The organism is Gordonia sputi NBRC 100414 (assembly GCF_000248055.1).
In the GTDB taxonomy this organism is placed as follows: domain Bacteria; phylum Actinomycetota; class Actinomycetes; order Mycobacteriales; family Mycobacteriaceae; genus Gordonia; species Gordonia sputi.
The window spans coordinates 84,133-103,617 of sequence record NZ_BAFC01000113.1 but is presented as its reverse complement, the minus strand read 5'-3'; the positions used below and the strand labels follow the sequence as shown (position 1 = coordinate 103,617).

General features: G+C 65.7%; 20 protein-coding genes. 15 read left to right on the top strand and 5 right to left on the bottom strand.

Translation table 11 applies throughout. The features are described 5' to 3' along the window. The first annotated feature begins 48 nt into the window (after positions 1 to 48). The 6 genes from alr to tsaD are packed head-to-tail and all read left to right on the top strand — an operon-like array spanning position 49 to position 5,058. Positions 49 to 1,251 carry an alanine racemase gene (gene alr / locus GOSPT_RS18225; RefSeq protein ID WP_082946550.1) on the top strand — a complete coding sequence of 401 codons (1,203 nt, stop codon included), beginning with the start codon at positions 49 to 51 and terminating at the stop codon, positions 1,249 to 1,251. Continuing rightward, positions 1,248 to 2,375, top strand: coding sequence for an alpha/beta fold hydrolase (locus tag GOSPT_RS18220; protein WP_005207933.1), 1,128 nt, complete (start codon positions 1,248 to 1,250; stop codon positions 2,373 to 2,375). Before alr ends, GOSPT_RS18220 begins: the two co-directional genes overlap by 4 nt. Continuing rightward, positions 2,372 to 2,824 (top strand): tRNA (adenosine(37)-N6)-threonylcarbamoyltransferase complex ATPase subunit type 1 TsaE, encoded by a 453-nt coding sequence (gene tsaE, locus GOSPT_RS18215; protein WP_005207932.1) that lies wholly within the window; start codon positions 2,372 to 2,374, stop codon positions 2,822 to 2,824. The genes GOSPT_RS18220 and tsaE overlap by 4 nt, the downstream gene beginning before the upstream one ends. Then, positions 2,817 to 3,518, top strand: a complete 702-nt coding sequence (tsaB, locus tag GOSPT_RS18210; protein ID WP_005207931.1) for a tRNA (adenosine(37)-N6)-threonylcarbamoyltransferase complex dimerization subunit type 1 TsaB — start codon at positions 2,817 to 2,819, stop codon at positions 3,516 to 3,518. Before tsaE ends, tsaB begins: the two co-directional genes overlap by 8 nt. Then, positions 3,515 to 4,012, top strand: a complete 498-nt coding sequence (gene rimI, locus GOSPT_RS18205; RefSeq protein ID WP_005207930.1) for a ribosomal protein S18-alanine N-acetyltransferase — start codon at positions 3,515 to 3,517, stop codon at positions 4,010 to 4,012. The genes tsaB and rimI overlap by 4 nt, the downstream gene beginning before the upstream one ends. Next, on the top strand, positions 4,009 to 5,058 hold the full coding sequence (gene tsaD, locus GOSPT_RS18200; RefSeq protein ID WP_005207929.1) for a tRNA (adenosine(37)-N6)-threonylcarbamoyltransferase complex transferase subunit TsaD: 1,050 nt from the start codon (positions 4,009 to 4,011) through the stop codon (positions 5,056 to 5,058). Before rimI ends, tsaD begins: the two co-directional genes overlap by 4 nt. Here tsaD and GOSPT_RS18195 read toward each other — a convergent pair whose 3' ends face one another. Continuing rightward, positions 5,059 to 5,469 carry a MarR family winged helix-turn-helix transcriptional regulator gene (locus tag GOSPT_RS18195; RefSeq protein ID WP_005207928.1) on the bottom strand — a complete coding sequence of 137 codons (411 nt, stop codon included), beginning with the start codon at positions 5,467 to 5,469 and terminating at the stop codon, positions 5,059 to 5,061. Positions 5,470 to 5,568: 99 nt separating this feature from the next. Between GOSPT_RS18195 and GOSPT_RS18190 the strand changes: the two genes are divergently transcribed. From GOSPT_RS18190 to groL, 3 genes are all read left to right on the top strand, one after another. Beyond that, a complete protein-coding gene (locus tag GOSPT_RS18190; protein ID WP_005207927.1) occupies positions 5,569 to 7,104 on the top strand; it encodes an MFS transporter in 1,536 nt (511 codons plus the stop codon). A 174-nt stretch (positions 7,105 to 7,278) separates the two neighbouring features. After that, complete coding sequence (groES, locus tag GOSPT_RS18185) at positions 7,279 to 7,578, top strand: co-chaperone GroES (protein ID WP_005174150.1); 300 nt, start codon at positions 7,279 to 7,281, stop codon at positions 7,576 to 7,578. 114 nt (positions 7,579 to 7,692) lie between these two features. Beyond that, complete coding sequence (gene groL / locus GOSPT_RS18180) at positions 7,693 to 9,306, top strand: chaperonin GroEL (protein ID WP_005207926.1); 1,614 nt, start codon at positions 7,693 to 7,695, stop codon at positions 9,304 to 9,306. 144 nt (positions 9,307 to 9,450) lie between these two features. Here groL and GOSPT_RS18175 read toward each other — a convergent pair whose 3' ends face one another. After that, positions 9,451 to 9,747, bottom strand: a complete 297-nt coding sequence (locus GOSPT_RS18175) for a WhiB family transcriptional regulator (RefSeq protein WP_005174148.1) — start codon at positions 9,745 to 9,747, stop codon at positions 9,451 to 9,453. Between the two features lie 452 nt (positions 9,748 to 10,199). On the opposite strand from GOSPT_RS18175, the gene GOSPT_RS18170 reads away from it, so the two are divergent. From GOSPT_RS18170 to GOSPT_RS18160, 3 genes are all read left to right on the top strand, one after another. Continuing rightward, positions 10,200 to 11,003: a hypothetical protein gene (locus tag GOSPT_RS18170; RefSeq protein ID WP_005207925.1), complete on the top strand. Its 804-nt coding sequence runs from the start codon at positions 10,200 to 10,202 to the stop codon at positions 11,001 to 11,003. A gap of 61 nt (positions 11,004 to 11,064) precedes the next feature. Then, complete coding sequence (locus GOSPT_RS18165) at positions 11,065 to 11,652, top strand: sigma-70 family RNA polymerase sigma factor (protein WP_005207924.1); 588 nt, start codon at positions 11,065 to 11,067, stop codon at positions 11,650 to 11,652. Then, complete coding sequence (locus GOSPT_RS18160) at positions 11,636 to 12,574, top strand: anti-sigma-D factor RsdA (RefSeq protein WP_082933739.1); 939 nt, start codon at positions 11,636 to 11,638, stop codon at positions 12,572 to 12,574. Before GOSPT_RS18165 ends, GOSPT_RS18160 begins: the two co-directional genes overlap by 17 nt. A gap of 175 nt (positions 12,575 to 12,749) precedes the next feature. Here the strand turns inward: GOSPT_RS18160 and GOSPT_RS18155 are convergent, their stop codons facing one another. Next, positions 12,750 to 13,139 carry a DUF5319 domain-containing protein gene (locus tag GOSPT_RS18155; protein WP_039856619.1) on the bottom strand — a complete coding sequence of 130 codons (390 nt, stop codon included), beginning with the start codon at positions 13,137 to 13,139 and terminating at the stop codon, positions 12,750 to 12,752. Positions 13,140 to 13,455: 316 nt separating this feature from the next. On the opposite strand from GOSPT_RS18155, the gene guaB reads away from it, so the two are divergent. The 3 genes from guaB to GOSPT_RS18140 all read left to right on the top strand — a co-directional run bounded on the left by guaB (position 13,456) and on the right by GOSPT_RS18140 (position 18,056). After that, entirely contained in the window at positions 13,456 to 14,967 is a 1,512-nt protein-coding gene (gene guaB, locus GOSPT_RS18150; RefSeq protein WP_005207921.1) for an IMP dehydrogenase, read from the top strand. A 75-nt stretch (positions 14,968 to 15,042) separates the two neighbouring features. Next, positions 15,043 to 16,185 carry a GuaB3 family IMP dehydrogenase-related protein gene (locus GOSPT_RS18145; protein ID WP_005207920.1) on the top strand — a complete coding sequence of 381 codons (1,143 nt, stop codon included), beginning with the start codon at positions 15,043 to 15,045 and terminating at the stop codon, positions 16,183 to 16,185. Positions 16,186 to 16,253: 68 nt separating this feature from the next. Next, on the top strand, positions 16,254 to 18,056 hold the full coding sequence (locus GOSPT_RS18140; RefSeq protein ID WP_005207919.1) for an FAD-dependent oxidoreductase: 1,803 nt from the start codon (positions 16,254 to 16,256) through the stop codon (positions 18,054 to 18,056). Positions 18,057 to 18,189: 133 nt separating this feature from the next. Here GOSPT_RS18140 and GOSPT_RS18135 read toward each other — a convergent pair whose 3' ends face one another. After that, positions 18,190 to 18,792 (bottom strand): energy-coupling factor transporter transmembrane component T family protein, encoded by a 603-nt coding sequence (locus GOSPT_RS18135; protein WP_005207918.1) that lies wholly within the window; start codon positions 18,790 to 18,792, stop codon positions 18,190 to 18,192. Further along, positions 18,789 to 19,463 (bottom strand): energy-coupling factor ABC transporter ATP-binding protein, encoded by a 675-nt coding sequence (locus GOSPT_RS18130; protein ID WP_039856616.1) that lies wholly within the window; start codon positions 19,461 to 19,463, stop codon positions 18,789 to 18,791. Before GOSPT_RS18130 ends, GOSPT_RS18135 begins: the two co-directional genes overlap by 4 nt. Positions 19,464 to 19,485 lie beyond the last annotated feature (22 nt).

Genomic DNA, 19,485 nt, shown 5'->3' with positions numbered 1-19,485 from the left:
CTCGAGTGTGCCGCCGACCACTCCGTCGGATCTGGGACAATGGACGCGATGACCTCATATGACTCGATGCCCGATGCGCCGGGGGCTGCCGAGACCAGCCTGCCCGCAGCGCTGACGGCGTTCATCGACCTCGACGCGATCGCCCACAACGTGGGTGTTGTCCGCGCGGCGGCCGGTACGGACGTGATCGCCGTGGTGAAAGCAAATGGCTACGGCCACGGTGCCGTGCCCGTGGCGCGCGCCGCGCTGGCAGCGGGTGCCGCCGAACTCGGGGTCGCCCACATCGGCGAGGCGCTGGCACTGCGCGAGGCGGGCATCGACGCGCACATCACGGCGTGGCTGCACACCAACCACGCACCGTTCGACGCCGCGATCGGCGCTGACATCGACGTCGCGCTGTCGTCGCGGCGTCAACTCGCCCTGGTTGCCGACGCCGCGCGACGTCTGGGACGAACTGCCACCGTGACCGCCAAGGTCGACACCGGTCTCAACCGCAGCGGCGTCGCCGCAGACGAATGGGCCGACTTCGCCGACGATCTCGCCAAAGCGAAGGCCGACGGGGCCGTACGGGTTCGGGCGATCATGTGTCATCTCGTACGCGGCGACGAACCCGAGCATCCGCTGAACTCGCAGCAGGCCGAACGCCTCGACGCCGCTGCCGCCGATCTCGTGCGGCTCGGAAGTCCCGCGGAGGTGATGCACATCGCCAATTCGCCTGCCGCACTGACACGTCCGGACCTGGCACGTGACCTCGTTCGGCCAGGCATTGCGCTCTACGGATGCACTCCGATTCCCGAGCGCGGCGACTTCGGGTTGGTGCCGGCGATGACGCTGCGCGCCGAGGTTGCTCTCGTCAAGAATCTTGCTGCGGGGCAGGGTGTTTCGTACAACCATCATTGGACGTCGGATCGCGACACGGTGATCGCTGTCGTTCCCGCGGGCTACGCGGACGGTGTGCCGAGATTGCTGTCCAACCAGATGCACGTGCAGGTCAACGGTCGGGGCTTCCCGCAGGTCGGTCGAGTGTGTATGGATCAGTTCGTCATCGACCTCGGACCCGACGGCGGTGGGGTCGCCGAGGGCGATGTCGTCGAATTGTTCGGCGCCGGAACGGGTGGCGCTCCCATCGCGCGTGACTGGGCCGATCAGATCGGCACCATCGACTACGAGATCATCACCGGCATCGGCGCTCGCGCGCATCGACAGTACGTCGGTGGCGCAGCCTCGGACGACAGCGCGGAGCAGCGGTGAAGCCGTACGAACGGCTGGGCCTCGTGGCGGGTCTCGGGGGTCTGGGAGCGCTCGGCGGATTGGCCGCAGCCGGTGCAGGGCGTGCGTTGTCACGCCGTCGTGTCGACTCACTCGACGATCCCTACGCCGGAATCGATTTCACCGCCATCTACTCCGACGAGCCGTCGACGGTGACCACCGACGACGGGCTGGCGCTCGCGGTGCGCACCGTCGACCTCGGGGGCATCGCACCCGGTGAGAAGCCGGAGCTGACAGTGCTGTTCGTGCACGGCTTCAGTCTTCGTATGGCGTCGTGGCACTTTCAGCGATTCGACCTCGCCGAGCACTGGGCACAACGGCGAATCCGGTTGGTGTTCTTCGACCATCGCGGACACGGGAAGTCCGACGCCGCACCCCCCGACACCTGCACGATCGCGCAGCTCTCCGACGACGTCGCCGCCGTGATGCGGACCGTCGCGCCGTCGGGACCTGTTGTGCTGTGCGGACATTCGATGGGTGGCATGTCGATCATGGCGCTCGCCCGACGCCACTCGGAGCTCTTCGGCCCCGATGGTCCCGTGGCAGGCGTCGCGCTCGTCGCCACTGCCGCACGTGGACTGACCGAGGCGGGGCTCGCGCGCGGGTTGCGCAACCCACTCGTCGACGCGTTCCGCGCCACGGTTCGTCACACCCCGCGCGTGATCCAAGCCGGTCGCGATCTCACCAGGCTGGTCCTCGAGCCGGTTCTCTTTTCCGCGAGTTTCGGGCCCGACTTCCACAGCCCCGCGCTCGGACGGGCCGTGGAGAAGATGATCCAGAACACGCCGATCTCCACCGTCGTGAGTTTCCTGAATGCGCTGGAGCATCACGACGAATCGATGGGCCTGCCCGTCATCGCCGCGGTCCCGACGGCAGTCGTCTGTGGGACCGCCGACCAGATGACACCGCTGCCCAACTCGTTGCACATGTTCGGCGACCTCGGCGACGACTCCCGACTCGACATCGTCGACGGCGCGGGCCACATGGTCCTGATGGAGCAGCCCGACCGGGTGACCGACGCCATCGCCGACCTCGTCGAACGGTCGCGGGCAGCACGCCCGCAGCCGCGTCGTCGTCGAATCCCGTTGTTGGGCAGGCGACGATGAGCGACGCCGGCAGTGTCCAGACTCGTGAGCTGCCCGATGTCGCCGACACCGAGGCATTGGGAGCCGAACTCGCACAGGGCCTCTCGGCGGGTGACGTCGTCATCCTCGACGGGCCGCTCGGGGCGGGTAAGACGGCACTGGCACGCGGTATCGCCGCGGGTCTCGATGTGGTTGGTCGGGTGTCGTCGCCGACCTTCATCATCGCTCGCGAGCACAAACCAGGGTCGCCCGACCGTCCCGGGATGGTGCACGTCGACGCATACCGCCTCGGAGGGCTCGACGAACTCGACGCGCTCGACCTCGACACCGATCTCACGGACGCGGTGGTCGTCGTCGAATGGGGCGAGGGCGTCGCGGAGCGTCTCGCCGACCGGCACCTGCTGGTGCGCTTGCGGCGCGATCCCGACACCGATGTCCGTCACGCACAATGGAGTTGGATAGATGGATGAGATGACGGTGCTCGTCATCGACACCGCGACCGATGTGGTGGTGACCGGTGTCGGGACGGTCGACGGGAACGGCGCACGGGTTCTCGCCGACCGTGCGACTGCCGACCACCGGAGGCACGCGGAAGTGCTGACGACGCTGATGTCGGAGGCGCTCGACGAGGCAGGCGTGCGCCGCGACGGACTCGACGCTGTCGTGGTCGGTTGTGGCCCAGGACCTTTCACGGGTCTCCGGGTCGGTATGGCGACGGGTGCCGGATTCGGCGACGCGCTCGGTCTTCCGGTGTACGGGGTCTGCTCGCTCGACGCGATAGCCGCCGACGCCGCGCAACACTTTCCGGCCGGATCGTCGATGGCTGTGGTGACCGACGCACGACGCCGCGAGGTCTACTGGGCGCGCTACCGCGACGGTGCGCGGATCAGCGGTCCCGATGTGTCGGCACCCACGGTGGTCGCTGAATCGCTTGCGGCGCAACCGGTCGACGTGGCAGCAGGCTCGCCGAGCCATCTCGAACTGTGCGGGTGGCGGGGAGAGCCGTCGCTGGTGAGTACCCCAACGGTGCGCGGCCTGCTCCTGGCAAGTGCGAGCGACGTCGTGGCGGGCGTGGCGCCGGGACCGCTCGTCCCGCTCTATCTCCGCCGCCCGGATGCCGTCGAACGAAAAGACGAGCGCGCCAAGGCGGTGACTCCGAAGTGACCACTCACAAACTGTTGATCGATCGCCTCGACTATTCGGACATCCCACGGTGCGCGATGCTCGAGCGTGAGATGTTCGTCGGCGATTCGCCCTGGCCGGCAACCGCATTCCGTGCCGAGCTCAACGCGCCGTACAACCGGTACTTCGCGGCGCGCGAGACGCCAGGTGGCGACGTCGTCGGATACGCGGGCATCTCGACGCTGGGCGGTGAGGGAAACTTCGAGTGTGAGATCCACACCATCGCCGTCGCGCCGAGCCATCGCGGACTCGGCTACGGACGCGCACTGCTCGACGTGATGCTCGACGTCGCCGACGCCGCGGATGCCCCGGTCTACCTCGAGGTCAGGACCGACAACGACACGGCGATCGCGCTGTATGAACGCAATGGCTTTGTCCGACGTGGAGTGCGCCGCAACTACTATCAGCCCTCCGGTGCCGACGCCTACACGATGGCGCGTCCCTCGGTGTCGGGGCGTGGAGGTGATCCCACATGATCGTGATGGGTGTGGAGAGTTCGTGTGACGAAACCGGAGTCGGGATCGTCGAGTGGACGCCGGGTGAGGGTGACGGGCCCGGCGAGGTGACGCTGCTTGCCGACGAGGTGGCCTCGAGTGTCGACGAGCACGCACGCTTCGGGGGAGTGGTGCCCGAGATCGCCTCGCGTGCGCACCTGGAAGCGATCGTGCCTGCCATGCAGCGAGCGCGTGAGGCTGCCGGGATCGAAAAGCCAGACGCCATCGCCGTCACCATCGGGCCGGGCCTCGCAGGCGCGCTGCTCGTCGGAGTTGCTGCGGCCAAGGCGTATTCGCTGGCGTGGGACGTACCGCTGTATGCGATGAATCATCTCGGCGGGCACGTCGCCGTCGACACACTCGAACACGGGCCGATGCCCGAATGCGTCGCACTACTCGTCTCGGGTGGCCACACCCATCTCCTGCACGTCACCGATCTCGCCGACCCCATCGTCGAACTCGGCACCACCGTCGATGATGCCGCCGGCGAAGCCTTCGACAAGGTGGCGCGTCTGCTCGACCTCGGCTTCCCGGGCGGTCCGGCACTGGACAAGGCTGCGGCGCAGGGAGATCCGCACGCGATCGAGTTCCCACGTGGCATGACCGGGCCGCGCGATTCGCGCTATGACTTCTCCTTCTCCGGCGTCAAGACCGCGGTCGCTCGGTACGTGGAGAAATGCCGTCGCGATGGCGTCGACGTCCCGGTCGCCGATATCGCGGCATCGTTTCAGGAAGCCGTGGCAGACGTGTTGACGCTCAAGGCAGTTCGCGCGTGCACGGATCTCGGCGTCGATACCCTGGTGCTCGGCGGCGGCGCGACCGCCAACTCTCGGATTCGGTCGCTGGCGCAAGAACGTTGTGCCGCAGCCGGAATCACGCTGCGCGTGCCCAAGCCTCGCCTGTGCACAGACAACGGCGTCATGATCGCCACGCTGGGAGCGCACGTCATCGCGGGTGGCGCGCAACCCTCACCGCTGACGGTTGCCACCGATCCGGGGCTGAGTGTGCAGGTGTCGCAAGAGCGCTGATCAGCCCTCGCGTAACAGTTGCGGGCACCCGTCCGTGAGCGACGCGAGAGTCTCGCGCTGCGTCGGGCGTGCCTGCGCATATCGCTGTTCGCCGGAGGCGGTCAGAGTGGCGAAAACCGAGCGTCGGTCCGAGGCGCACATCGTGCGGACGACCAGCCCGTCCTTCTCCAGTCTTCCGACGACCCGGGAGAGAGCGCTCTGGCTCAGATGCACTCCGCCTGCGAGCTCGCTCATCCGCGCTTGATGGTCGTCGGACTCTGCGAGCAACTCGAGCACCTCGAACTCGCTCGATGACAGGCCGTGCTTGGCCTGCAGCTCACGGTCGAGACTGCACAGGACCTTGTTGTATCGGATCGACAGATCCCGCCACGCGGCAGCCAACTGGTCCTGAGAAGTCACCGCCTTGGTCATGCCCCGCATCCTACCCTGCAACTGCAATATATGCTCGGACAAAAGATGTGATGACAATTAATGTATACGCATTGAATGCATGTGCATATAGTTGCTCGCATGGCACACAACACACGAGACGTGGTCATCGCGCACCGGTCCGATTCGTCGAGCGTCGACGATCGGGCACACGACACCGATCGGGCGGCGCCCGAGCCATCGTCGAACCTGCACATCACCGCTCTCCACATCACTTCCGCGACGGGGTGGACCGGAAGGGTATGGCTGCTCCTTGTGGTTCTGGCGGGAGCGCTCTTCCTCGACGGCCTCGACATCTCGATGGTCGGTGTCGCACTGCCGTCGATCGGCGAAGACCTCCACATGGGTCAGTCGCAGTTGCAGTGGATCGTGAGCGGATATGTGCTGGGCTACGGCGGTCTGCTGTTGCTGGGCGGGCGTGCAAGTGATCTGTTCGGCCGCCGCAGGGTGTTCCTGGTGGCCCTGGGGGTGTTCGGCGTCGCCTCTGTCGCGAGCGCCGTCGTCGACGTCAATGCGGTCATCATCGCTCTGCGCTTCATCAAGGGGATCGCCGCCGCGTTCACCGTGCCCGCGGGCCTGTCGATCATCACGACGACGTTCGCCGAGGGGCCCGCTCGCAACAAGGCTTTCAGTATCTACACCGTGTGCGGAGCGAGTGGCTTCTCGCTCGGTCTGGTCTTCGGTGGACTGCTGACCGAACTCTCCTGGCGCGCAACGCTTCTGTTCCCGGGACCTGTCGCGCTTGCGTTGCTCTTCGCGGGGCTGCGCGTGATCCCGACAGCGCCTCGCACACCCATGCACTGGCGACAGTTCGACGCATTGGGCGCTCTCACGAGCACCGGTGCACTGCTGTTGCTCGTCTTCGCGGTCGTGCGCGCTCCCGAGGTCGGGTGGACCGCGCCCGTCACGATCGCGAGTTTCGCCGCGTCGGCAATCCTGGGCGTCGCGTTCGTCGCCGTTGAGTTCCGCCACCGACACCCGCTGGTGCGTCCCGGAATTCTGAGGTCGGCGTTGCTGGTCCATGCGAACCTCTCCGGTGCGCTGATGTTCGGCGGCTACGTCGCGTTCCAGTTCGTCGTGACGCTGTATCTGCAGGACTCGTTGGGTTGGTCGCCGCTGGGAATGGCGCTCGCCTTTCTGCCGGCAGGCGTGATCGTCGTCGCGAGCGCGACACGGATGGATCGCGTCCTCGACAGGGTTCCGACTCCACTTCTGCTTGTCGCTGGTTTCGCGTCGTTCCTCGGTGGCTACCTGTGGTTCTCCCGTGTCCAGCCGGGCATGTCCTACGCCGAGTTCCTGTTGCCGACCATCATTCTGTTGGGCGTCGGGTTTGCTCTGACCTTCCCGTCGATCAACTCGCAGGGCACCGCGGGCGTCGCCGACCACGAGCAGGGCCTGGCCTCCGGCCTGGTCAACACCAGCGTTCAAGTCGGCGGCGCGGTGATGCTCGCGATCATCACCGCCATTCTGGCAAGTTCGGGCGTCACCCAGCAGCACGGTCAGTTGCTGGGCGGTATGTCAACGGCGATCTGGGTGGTCAGTGCGCTCGCGGTCGTCGGATTGTTCGGAGCGCTCGTGGCATCGTGGTGGTCGCGACGCCTCCCGGTCAGTGCGTGAGCCAAGTCAGGGGAGCGACGTTTGCACCCGTGCCCCTTGAGTGCTGGCACTCTCACGTATAGAGTGCCAGTAGGCACTGAAAGTGAACCTCGGCCACCCGCGACGACGAGGTTTCGTGCAGGGCCCGCAAACACATACATCGTTTCTCAGATGAGAAAGTTGAGGACTCACATCGTGGCGAGCGTGAACATCAAGCCGCTTGAGGACAAGATCCTGGTGCAGGCTGTGGAGGCCGAGACGACCACCGCATCCGGTCTGGTCATCCCGGACACCGCCAAGGAGAAGCCCCAGGAGGGCACCGTCATCGCCGTCGGCGAAGGGCGTGTCACCGAGCAGGGCAACCGCGTCCCTGTCGACGTCAAAGAAGGCGACACCGTCATCTACAGCAAGTACGGCGGCACCGAAATCAAGTATGCCGGCGAGGAGTACCTGATCCTCTCGTCCCGCGACGTGCTCGCGGTGATCGGCAAGTAAGACCCCACGGACCAACGTGTGGTCGTTCCGCCCCGGGGTCTGTACGCAGACCCCGGGGCGGACTACGTTGTGCCCCCATTCATTTCCCAATAGAAGGCACTCAAGAAGGAAATCATGGCCAAACAGATCGAATTCGACGAGAAGGCCCGCCGCTCACTCGAGCGCGGTATCGATCAGCTCGCTGACACGGTCAAGGTGACACTCGGCCCGCGCGGGCGACATGTGGTGCTGTCCAAGGCGTTCGGCGGACCGTCGGTCACCAACGACGGCGTGACGATCGCGCGCGACATCGAACTCGAGGACCCGTTTGAAAACATGGGTGCTCAGTTGGTGAAGTCGGTCGCCACCAAGACAAACGACGTGGCGGGCGACGGCACGACCACCGCGACGGTTCTCGCGCAGGCGATCGTCAGCGAAGGTCTGCGCAACGTCGCAGCTGGCGCGAGCCCGGTGGCGCTCGGCGCGGGTATCTCCAAGGCTGCCGACGCGATCGGCGACGAACTGGTGCGCGTGGCGACGCCTGTCGAGGGCGAGAAGGCCATCGCGCAGATCGCCACCGTCAGTTCGCGCGACCCCGAGATCGGCGAGATGGTCGCCAAGGCGATGACGACGGTCGGCACCGACGGCGTCGTCACCATCGAAGAAGGCTCGGGACTACACACCGAACTGGTGGTCACCGAGGGAGTGCAGTTCGACAAGGGCTACCTCTCGCCGTATTTCATCACCGACCCCGACCTCCAGGAAGCGGTGCTCGAGGACGCTCTCGTGCTCCTCTACCGCGACAAGATCAGCTCACTGCCCGATTTCCTCCCGCTGCTGGAGAAGGTCGCGCAGTCGGGTAAGTCGCTTCTGATCGTCGCCGAGGACGTTGAGGGCGAGCCGCTCTCGACGCTGGTGGTCAACTCGATCCGCAAGACCATCAAGGCCGTCGCGGTCAAGGCACCGTTCTTCGGTGATCGTCGCAAGGCGTTCCTCGACGACCTCGCAGTCGTCACCGGTGGCACCGTGATCTCGACCGACATCGGACTCTCGCTGTCGACGACCGAGCTTGATCAGCTCGGCACTGTGCGTCGCGCTGTCGTCACCAAGGACACCACCACCCTCGTCGAGGGTGGCGGTTCGAAGGAGGCCGTTGCCGCACGTGCCGACCAGATCCGACGCGAGATCGACAACAGCGACTCCGACTGGGATCGCGAGAAGCTCGCCGAGCGGTTGGCGAAGCTCTCCGGTGGCATCGCCGTGATCCGCGTCGGCGCGCCGACCGAGACAGCACTCAAGGAGCGCAAGCACCGCGTCGAGGATGCGGTCGCCGCAGCCAAGGCCGCTGTCGAGGAGGGCATCATCCCCGGTGGTGGGTCTGCGCTCGTGCAGGCGTCGAAGGTCCTCGACTCTCTCGCAGAGGGACTCGGCCAGGACGAGGCGCTGGGTGTGCGGGTCGTTCGCGACGCCGTGCGGTCGCCGCTGTACTGGATCGCCAGCAACGCGGGCGTCGACGGTGCCGTGGTGGTCGACAAGGTCGCACGCCAGGAGACCGGTCACGGCTTCAACGCCGCGACGCTCTCGTACGGTGACCTGCTCGCAGACGGCATCATCGATCCGGTCAAGGTGACGAGGTCTGCGGTCGTGAACGCGGCGTCGGCGTCGCGGATGGTGCTGACCACCGAGGCCGCAGTTGCCGACGAGCCGGCCGGTGCGGCCGCTGATCACGGTCACGGACACGCGCACTGACCGATCGGCGCTCGCGGTCTGACGTCTGACCGCACGTGACACGAAGAAGAGCCCGGGCCGACCACGATGGTCGGCCCGGGCTTGTCTGCGTTCTTATGGCCTGCGGAGTGTTCCTATGGACTGTTGCGCTGTGTGAGTGTTCGGTCAGCTCGCGATACGTCGTCCGACGCCGCGCTTCATCAGCATGCTGCGCTCGGACTCCGACAGTCCGCCCCAGATCCCGTAGGGCTCGGCGACCGCGAGAGCGTGCTCACGGCAATGCGCAATCACCGGGCACTGGTGGCACATTTCTTTCGCGCGACGCTCGCGCTGGGCACGTGCCCGTCCCCGCTCACCATCGGGATGAAAGAACATCGAGGAGTCGACGCCGCGGCATAGGCCTTGCATTTGCCAATCCCAGATATCGGCATTAGGTCCGGGGAGATGATTTGGCTGAGGCATGGCACGAACTCCTTTGATTCTCGAGGTACCGCTGCACTGCTCCACCGACCGCGAGACCGGCGGAACCACACTGGCGCATCGCCGCTATCGGCTGTGCATCGCAAACACTAGGCGGACGGCGGAAACAGCGTCAATAGTGCCTCTCGAGGACAAGATCGTTCAAAAAATTCCATCGTTGTTAACGAAATGTTGTGTGGTCGGCCTTGGCTAGCACAGGCCGACCCCGCCACCTGCGGAGACCCTTATCGGAACCCCTCAAGGGGTCGTGAGCTGCGCAGATGCGGATTGATTTCACTCTGGACGAGCGGAAGTACGAGCGTAGGCGCCTACGGGACCAAGAACGCCGGGTAACACGGAGGAAATGTTCTCATCATGCGTACGTGACGTTGGCGTCGAATTAAAGGATTGTGACGGCAGGTTAAATTCAGGAAAACGGAGACAATGGAAGTGATGTGGACCACGGGATTGTGTTGAATTCGCTGCGAAATCAATGGTGGAAGGCCGTCGAACGCGGAGGGCTCGGCGACGGGGCTGCGGCGCTGACCATGCTCGACCGACTCCGTGAGCGCGCCAGAACGGTCGACGCCTGCGAGGTGATCTCCCTGACGTGGAGTACCACGGCATCGCTGCACCGACAGTCGGGTCGACATGACCTCGCCCTGGGGTTCGACGCCGCGGCGCTAGCCGCGCTGGACGATCCTTTCGGCTCCGCAGATCCCTGGGTTCGCGTTGCCGCGCACGACGCCGTCGTCGGGCTCGCCGCCGACAACCTCGGGCTATTCCGATTCCCGGCGTCGGGTCGGCTACTTACAAGGGCTCGAGAGCTACTCGGCGGCCGCGACGTCGACGATGCGGCCGCCGACGCGTGGTCGACGTTTGTCACCGATCTTCGCCCCCGCGTGCGCGAGCGTTGGGTCGGTGCCGAACTGGCCATCTACACCGGCGACGCTGAGCAGGCGCGTCGTCTCATCGGTGAGGCCCAAAAAATGATGGCCTCGGTGTCGTCGGACCATGAGCGCCATCACATAAAGACAGACCTCATCGCCGCAGCGTCGGCGAACGATACATCCGACGCTGCTGCAGTTGCGCAGGCATGTCTGCGTCGCGCGCGCGGGGGCGGATTTGTGCCGCTGACCTGGGCATCGTTGTCTTTGCTGCAGGGCCTTGGCGACACGTCGTATACGACGATTGCAGCCATCGCCGCGTCGCATGACATGCTTGTGGATCGGGGGATGCCTTTCGCTGGCCGCTCGTAGATCCATCACGACCCGATTGATCAGGCAACACAAACGTGTAACACGGGAATCTCAACTGACGATGAAACTGACAGGTGTTGAGTTAGACGAAGCCGTCCGCGCAGCCGCGTCGGGCGACCGGGTCGCACTCACGTCAGTCCTCGAAAGTGTGCAGGAACCGATCGTGCGCTACTGCCGAGGGCGAATCGGTGTCGGAGAACGCCATTTGTTCTCCGCTGACGACGTGGCGCAGGAGGCCCTTATGGCTGTCATGACCGCGCTGCCCCGGTATCAGGACCAGGGGCGACCGTTCATGGCCTTTGTGTACGGCATTGCCTCGCACAAGGTGGCTGACGCCATGCGTGTCGCCGGTCGCGTGAAAGCCGACCCTGTTGAGCAGCTCCCCGAGGTCGTCCAGGTCACTGGGGGACCGGAGCAGAGCGCACTCGACGCCGACGCCAGCCGAGAGATGAAGGCACTTCTCGCGTTGATTCCGGAGAAGCAACGCGAAGTACTCATCCTGCGTCTGGTCGTCGGACTGTCTGCTGAAGAGACCGCAGAAGCCGTGGGGAGCACCCCCGGTGCGGTCCGTGTCGCGCAACACCGAGCATTGGCCAAGTTGAAGGAACAGCTGAGAAAGGCGGGAGGGCATGATGAACGACGAGCATGAGTCGCATCGTGGTCGCTCCGTGCCGGGTCGGCGGCAGTCGGGGGGCATGCACGACACCGGAACAGGTGCGTACAGATTTCCGACAGGGGAGTGGGCGACTCCCGACGACACACCACCCGTGGATATCTCCGCGGTTGCATTCGACGACGCGTTCATCGACGCGCTGTCGCACGATGTACCGACGCCGACACGCGATGACGCCGAGTACGAGCTCGCGGGACTGCTCTCCGCGTGGCGCCATGAGTCGCTCGCCGATCCGCTGCCACTCGGCCCGACTGTCACCGACGTCGAGAACGCCATCGCCGCGGAACATCCGCGCGCTCGGACCCGCACTATCGTGCGTACGCTCCGCATTGTCGCCGGTGCCGCCGCGGTTGCGATCGTTGCCGCTGCCGGGCTCACGGTGATGTCGCAGGGTTCCGAACCCGGCGACCCGCTGTGGAACGTCAAGAAGGTCGTGTTCGCGCAGGCCGCATCGGAAACGCAAGCTGCATACGACGTCCGGTCGAACCTCGAGAAGGCCGAGGCGGAACTCGCCGCGGGCAACACTCCTGCCGCCGAATCGTTGATCTCCCAGGCGGAGAATTCGATGGGACCGGTCCGGGATTCCGATACCCGCTCACACATGGACGAGTGGATCGGACGGCTGCGAGCCGACACCGGGACCACAGCGCGCAGCGGTGCCGCGGCGACCTCACCGAACGGCGGAAACCCTGACCCCTCGCAGGCGCGAACGTCTCAACCGCAACAGCCGACCGACCAGCTCACGAGTCAGACAAAGCCTGAGACGACCCCGCCCCACACGACGCCGCCGACCAGCGAGACGCCGACGACCACGACAAAGCCGCCGACGACGACCACAACGACCACCACGACGGCGGCCAACGAAGGGCCGTCGAGTAGCTGGCCCCCATCGAGCTGAATGTTGCGCTCTAGCTGAAGTGACCGTCGAGTGATCGGCTGTCAGTCAGACGGAGTAGGACCTTCCGTAATACACAAGCCACGAGTCCCGCAGTCGCAGGGCTCGTGGCTTGTTGTGTGGTGTCGCAGGCGACAATGGGCAGAAGATCTCGAAACCCCGACGTAGGTCGATACGGTCAGCGCTCGTTGTCGAGATGGTGATGCGCGTCGGCATAGCCGCGGCAGTAGTCCCACGTCACATAGGCATCGGGACGCGGATCGACGGCAGGCTCGTGCGGCCGCACGGTCCCATCGATCAACAGTTGAAGTAGGTTGGCGCGCAGCATGTCCCAGTCGTGGTAGTGGTCTTCCTGGCAGTCGTCGCATACCACGACGAGCCCGCGAATCCCCCGATGTGCCAGCAACGCCTCATAGACTGCGAGGTCGGCCAGATCCTCTTCGACCGCGAGCCGCTCGCTCTCATCCAACGGGATGCCAGGCTCCATCGAATCCAGCATCGAAGCCGGATCGCTGGGGTCGTCGGCGAACGGGTCTGGTGGAAGGCCCGGTGGGAGATGATCACGCACGACTCCACCGTAACCGATTGCAGCGCACGGCTGCCGCATCGCTCCACAGAAGTACTGGGTCGGCTGCGTGGCCGCGCCCTCTGCCCCGTTCTTCCTCCTCGCTCACATCGTCGCTTCGCTCCTCGTTCGCTCGTCGTCCAGAACGGGGCGGCGCGGCCACTTCGCCTCCCGTCGTCGTGCAGAACGGGGCGGCGCAGCCACGAGCCGACGCCCTCGCTCTTCGTCGCGCAGAACGGGGCGGGGCAGCCACGGCCCGGCGCGATCGCTTCGCTGCGGGCGAAATCAGCGGCGGCCCATTACCAGATAGAATGGACGAATGACGCAGGTTCGCACCGGAGGAGACGACCCCGGCAAGGTCGCAATGCTCGGACTGACGTTTGACGACGTCCTTTTGTTGCCCTCGGCATCGGATGTGATTCCCAGTGAGGTCGACACATCCACGCGGGTGACCAAGGAGATCACGCTCCGCGTGCCTCTCGTCAGTTCGGCGATGGACACCGTCACCGAGTCGCGCATGGCCATCGCCATGGCGCGCGCGGGCGGCATGGGCGTCCTTCACCGCAACTTGTCGATCGAGGCCCAGGCCGGCCAGGTGGAGACGGTCAAGCGCTCCGAGGCGGGCATGGTGACCGATCCGGTGACCTGTTCGCCGAGTAACACCCTCGCCGAGGTCGACGCCATGTGTGCTCGGTACCGCATCTCCGGCCTGCCGGTCGTCGACGATCGCGGCGAACTCGTCGGCATCATCACCAACCGCGACATGCGCTTCGAGGTCGACCAGAACCGCCCCGTCTCCGAAGTGATGACCAAGGCGCCGCTCATCACCGCCCAAGAGGGCGTGTCCGCCGAGGCCGCGCTCGGCCTCCTGCGTCGCAACAAGGTCGAGAAGCTGCCGATCGTCGACGGCAACGGCAAGCTCACCGGTCTCATCACGGTGAAAGACTTCGTCAAGACCGAGCAGCACCCGCTCGCCACCAAGGATTCCGACGGTCGACTGCTCGTCGGTGCGGCTGTGGGAACCGGCGACCCGCAGTGGGAACGCGCGATGGCGCTCTCCGACGCCGGCGCCGATGTGATCATCGTCGACACCGCCCACGCGCATAACCGGCTAGTGCTCGAGATGGTCGCCAAGCTCAAGGCCGAGATCGGCGATCGCGTACAGATCGTCGGCGGCAACGTCGCAACGCGTGAGGCCGCGCAGGCGCTCGTCGACGCGGGCGCCGACGCCGTCAAGGTCGGTGTCGGTCCCGGCTCGATCTGCACGACCCGCGTCGTCGCAGGTGTCGGTGCCCCGCAGATCACCGCCATCCTCGAAGCCGTCGCCGTCTGCAACAAGGCAGGCGTTCCGGTCATCGCCGACGGTGGCGTGCAGTACTCCGGCGACATCGCCAAGGCACTCGCGGCGGGCGCGTCGACCGTCATGCTCGGTTCGCTCCTCGCAGGCACGGCCGAGGCTCCCGGCGACCTGATCCTGGTCAACGGTAAGCAGTTCAAGAGCTACCGAGGCATGGGATCGCTCGGCGCCATGCAGGGTCGTGGACAGGCCAAGTCGTACTCCAAGGACCGCTACTTCCAAGACGACGTGCTCGCCGAGGAGAAGCTGGTCCCCGAGGGCATCGAAGGACGGGTGCCCTACCGCGGGCCACTCGGCCAGGTGGTCCACCAGCTCGTCGGCGGGCTTCGTGCGTCGATGGGGTACACCGGATCGTCGACCATCGATCACCTACAGGGTGCACGGTTCGTCCAGATCACCGCGGCGGGCCTCAAGGAATCGCATCCGCACGACATCACACTGACCGCCGAGGCGCCGAACTACTATTCCCGCTGACGTCGTCGTGATCGTCGCGATCACGACGCCGCACAGTCGAATAGCAGTCCATCAAACCCCAAGAGAGGCGCAACGGTGCGTGACCTGACCGATATCGGCATGGGCAGAACCGCCCGTCGAACATACGAACTCGACGACATCAGCATCGTCCCATCACGACGGACGCGCTCGTCGAAAGAGGTGTCGACGGCCTGGCAGATCGACGCGTATCGATTCGACTCGCCGATCCTGAGCCATCCCACCGACGCCCTCGTCTCCCCACAGATGGCGGTGACGCTCGGAAAGCTCGGCTCCCTCGGCGCGATCAACGGCGAGGGCCTCTGGGTGCGTCACCGCGACGTCGAGGAAAAGATCGCGCAACTCGTCGACATCGCGCTCAACGATCCCGATCCGTCCGCGCCCGTGCGCTTTCTGCAGGAACTGCATCGCGCCCCGATCGATACCGATCTGCTCGGCGAAGCAGTGAGCTTTGTGCGCGACGCAGGCGTGACGACCGCCGTCCGGGTGAGCCCGCAACACGCGCCGGAACTGACGCCTGCTCTCCTGGCAGCCGGAGTGGAGATCCTGGTCGTGCACGGCACGATCATCTCCGCCGAGCACGTCGTCCGGGGCGAAGAAGAACCCCTCAACCTCAAGACATTCATCGCCGAACTCGACATCCCGGTGATCGCGGGCGGCGTGCACGACCACCGGACAGCGCTTCACCTGATGCGGACCGGTGCTGCCGGCGTGATCGTCGGATACGGCTCCGCCGAAGGAGCGACGACGACGTCGGAGGTGCTCGGTATCGGCGTTCCGATGGCCACCGCCATCGCCGACGCCGCGGCGGCACGTCGGGAATACCTCGACGAGACCGGTGGACGCTACGTTCACGTCATCGCCGACGGCGACATCCACACCTCGGGCGATCTCGCCAAGGCGATCGCCTGTGGAGCCGACGCCGCGGTGCTCGGCACTCCGTTGGCCGCAGCAGCCGAAGCCCCAGGGCATGGCTGGTACTGGCCGTCGGCCGCAGCACATCCCGACACTCCGCGCGGCGCACTGCTGCGCGTCGCGACCGACGAGGGCCGACCGAGCCTTGAGACCGTGCTCAACGGACCGTCCGACGACCCGTTCGGAGAGCTGAATCTCGTTGGCGCGCTGCGTCGTTCGATGGCGAAGGCCGGCTACTCCGATCTCAAGGAGTTCCAGAAGGTAGGGCTGTCGGTCCGCGCGTGAGGCCGCACTTGCCCATCAGGTGAGACCGCCGTCACGTCATGTGACAACGAGCGTTAGAATGGTTGGCTATGGCAGCCCACCATGGTTTCGACAAGCTCAACCAGCGCGAGAACAAGCTCAACCAGCGCGAGAACAAGTCTCACTTCGACGTGCTCATCGTCGGTTCCGGTTTCGGCGGCAGCGTCAGTGCGCTGCGCCTCGTCGAGAAGGGGTACCGCGTCGGGGTGATCGAAGCCGGACGTCGGTTCGAAGACCACGAGTTCGCCAAGACGAGTTGGCGTCTGCACAAGTGGCTGTGGGCGCCGAAGCTCGGGCTGTACGGGATTCAGCGCATCCACGCACTCAAAGACGTGATGATCATGGCGGGCGCGGGCGTCGGCGGTGGCTCGCTCAACTACGCCAACACTCTGTACAAGCCTCCGACACCGTTCTTCACCGACCCCCAATGGAACCACATCACCGACTGGGAGGCCGAGCTCACCCCGCATTACGAGCAGGCTCGTCGGATGCTGGGCGTCGTCACCAATCCCACTGTGACCGAATCGGATCGAGTGATGCGGACCGTCGCCGAACAGATGGGCGCGGCCGATACCTTCACCTCGACGCCGGTCGGCGTGTTCTTCGGTGCCAAGACCGGCCTGGCGGGAGTGCCGGGCGAGACCGTCCCGGATCCGTACTTCGGTGGAGCCGGACCCGAGCGGACCGCGTGCACCGAATGTGGCGCGTGCATGACCGGGTGTCGGGTGGGCGCGAAGAACACCCTGATGAAGAACTACCTCGGTCTCGCCGAGCGCAACGGCGCAACGATCATCGACCGCACCACCGTCGACGGACTCGTGCAGCGTGCAGACGGTACGTGGGAGGTCGAGACCAGGGGCTCGTCGTCGTGGGGTCCGTTCGGTGCGGGTAAGCGCACCTTCACCGCGGATCAGGTGATCGTCGCGGCCGGAACGTTCAACACGCAGAAGCTTCTCCACCGAGCCAAGGGCACGACGCTTCCGAAGATCTCCGACGCAATGGGCGCGTTGACGCGTACCAACTCCGAATCGATCCTCGGCGCGATGGCTGCGAAATACGATCCGCAGCACGACTATTCGCACGGGGTGGCGATCACGTCGTCGTTCCATCCGGAGCCCAACACGCACATCGAGCCCGTCCGATACGGCAAGGGCAGCAACGCGATTGCGTATCTACAAACTGTGCTGACCGATGGTGGCAGCAGGCGCAACCGGTTCGGGCAGTTCCTGAAGGAGATCGCGCGGAACCCCTTCCTGCTCGTGCGACTTCTCTTCGTGCGCAAGTGGAGTCAGCGCACCGTGATCGCCCTGGTGATGCAGAGCAGCGACAACTCGCTGACCACATTCGTTCGCAAGCGCGGGCCGTTCCGCTACGTCACGAGCAAGCAGGGCCACGGTGAGCCGAATCCGACGTGGATTCCCAAGGGCAACGAGGCAACTCGACGCATCGCCGACATCCTGCCGGGAGGGCTCGCCGGTGGCACGTGGGGCGACGTGATGAACATGCCGCTCACCGCCCACTACCTCGGCGGGTGTGCCATCTCCGATGACCCTGCGAACGGCGTCGTCGACGCGTACCACCGTGTGTGGGGCTATCCGACGCTGCATGTCACCGACGGTGCTGCGGTCTCGGCGAACCTCGGCGTCAACCCGTCGCTGACCATCTCGGCGCAGGCCGAGCGCGCGATCTCGTTGTGGCCCAACAAGGGCGAAGTCGACCAGCGCCCCGAGCAGGGCAGTGGTTACCTACGGCTCGCGCCGATCGCACCCGCACACCCGGTGGTGCCCGCCGACGCGCCTGGTGCGCTCCGGTTGCCGATCACGCCGGTGTCCTCGGCGACTGTGCCTTCCTGACCGCACGCTCGGCAGCGGGGTTGCCGCGCGCAGAAAACCACACCCTTCGGGTCCTTCGACTGTACCGGTACATGCGAGCGACCCACGAGGCGTAATTTTCTGCGCGGCTCGGAACCCGAGCACCGCGGTGTGATCAGTCCAGCCCGCGGGCGCTGAGGCTCTCGGCGAACCCGTCGGCGGTCCGCAGCGCGGCGATCACGATGGGCGCGACCAGGATTCGTGCGCCGGGCCGCAGTCCGCGTGCGCGGCGCGCCTCGTCGACCTGGCCTGCGATCTCGACGATCAACGGAATCGTCCGGATGGTCAGGGCGAGCGAGATCGCGATGAGGTCGGTGCGCACACCGAGCTTGCTCAGCGGAGACATGGCGCGCGTCAGGGAGTCGAGCATGTCGGTGGTGCGGGTGGTCAGGCTGACGACGGCGGCCAGCAGTACCGAGAGCGCGAGGATGCCGCACACCAGAACCGCTCGACGCCAGTCGGTGAAGACGAGCTGAAACACGAAGACGAACAACAGAATCCACAGCGTCGGCCGGAACTGGCGCCACGCCGTGACAGGACCGATGCCGGCCAGGGCGTAGACCGCGACGACCGCGGCAGCGGCGATGCCGAGGGCCGGAAGGGTTCTCACACACAGGGTGATGATGAGAATGCCTGCGGCGAGGCCCAGCAACTTCACCCCGGGAGAGGCCCTGTGCAGCAGCGAGTTTCCGGGGCGGTAGGTGCCGAGCGGATTCATGCCATCGCCTCGCGATAGGCGCGCAGTGCGACGCCGGGCACATCGTCGACGGTGATGACCCCGTCGTCGATGACGAGAATGCGCTCGAAGTCGTCGACCAGGTCGAGGTCGTGGGTGACCACGACGAGCTGGACGTCGAGGTCGGCGAACACACGGCGCAACATGCGGCTGTTGCGTAGGTCGAGGAGCGTCGTCGGTTCGTCGGCGACGATGATCGCCGGTTCGGTGACGAATACGGCTGCGAGAGCGAGGAGTTGCTTCTGCCCGCCGGACAATCTGCTCGCGGGTTGGTCGGCGTGGTCGGCGAGGCCGAAACGATCGAGCACGCTCATCGCGCGGTCCCGACGCTCGGCCTTGTTCAGATCTGTTCTGGTCAGCGAGAGTTCGATGTCCTCACGCACCGTCGGCATGATGATCTGCCGGTCGGGGTCGGAGAAGATGAACCCGACGCGCCGTCGAACACGACGCTTCTCCTTCGACGCGTCGAGGCCATCGACGACGACGGTCCCGGTGTCGGGGACGACGAGCGCGTTGATCATCCGCGCCAGCGTCGACTTTCCGCTGCCGTTGGCGCCCACGATGCCGATGCGTCGTTCGGGGAGGTCGACCGAGACGTCACTCAACACTCGACGACCGTCGAATGAGTGTGAGACATCGCGGAATTCGATCACGCGAGGTCCATGCGGTGAGTTG

What these genes read in the sequence shown, in the direction of transcription:
- tsaB (WP_005207931.1), top strand. Translation starts at nt 2,817, where the DNA reads ATGGATGAGATGACGGTGCTCGTCATCGACACCGCGACCGATGTGGTG.
- guaB (WP_005207921.1), top strand. Translation starts at nt 13,456, where the DNA reads ATGACGCAGGTTCGCACCGGAGGAGACGACCCCGGCAAGGTCGCAATG.
- tsaE (WP_005207932.1), top strand. Translation starts at nt 2,372, where the DNA reads ATGAGCGACGCCGGCAGTGTCCAGACTCGTGAGCTGCCCGATGTCGCC.
- GOSPT_RS18140 (WP_005207919.1), top strand. Translation starts at nt 16,254, where the DNA reads ATGGCAGCCCACCATGGTTTCGACAAGCTCAACCAGCGCGAGAACAAG.
- GOSPT_RS18195 (WP_005207928.1), bottom strand. Translation starts at nt 5,469, where the DNA reads ATGACCAAGGCGGTGACTTCTCAGGACCAGTTGGCTGCCGCGTGGCGG.
- GOSPT_RS18190 (WP_005207927.1), top strand. Translation starts at nt 5,569, where the DNA reads ATGGCACACAACACACGAGACGTGGTCATCGCGCACCGGTCCGATTCG.
- GOSPT_RS18165 (WP_005207924.1), top strand. Translation starts at nt 11,065, where the DNA reads ATGAAACTGACAGGTGTTGAGTTAGACGAAGCCGTCCGCGCAGCCGCG.
- GOSPT_RS18160 (WP_082933739.1), top strand. Translation starts at nt 11,636, where the DNA reads ATGAACGACGAGCATGAGTCGCATCGTGGTCGCTCCGTGCCGGGTCGG.
- GOSPT_RS18175 (WP_005174148.1), bottom strand. Translation starts at nt 9,747, where the DNA reads ATGCCTCAGCCAAATCATCTCCCCGGACCTAATGCCGATATCTGGGAT.
- alr (WP_082946550.1), top strand. Translation starts at nt 49, where the DNA reads ATGACCTCATATGACTCGATGCCCGATGCGCCGGGGGCTGCCGAGACC.
- groL (WP_005207926.1), top strand. Translation starts at nt 7,693, where the DNA reads ATGGCCAAACAGATCGAATTCGACGAGAAGGCCCGCCGCTCACTCGAG.
- tsaD (WP_005207929.1), top strand. Translation starts at nt 4,009, where the DNA reads ATGATCGTGATGGGTGTGGAGAGTTCGTGTGACGAAACCGGAGTCGGG.
- GOSPT_RS18135 (WP_005207918.1), bottom strand. Translation starts at nt 18,792, where the DNA reads ATGAATCCGCTCGGCACCTACCGCCCCGGAAACTCGCTGCTGCACAGG.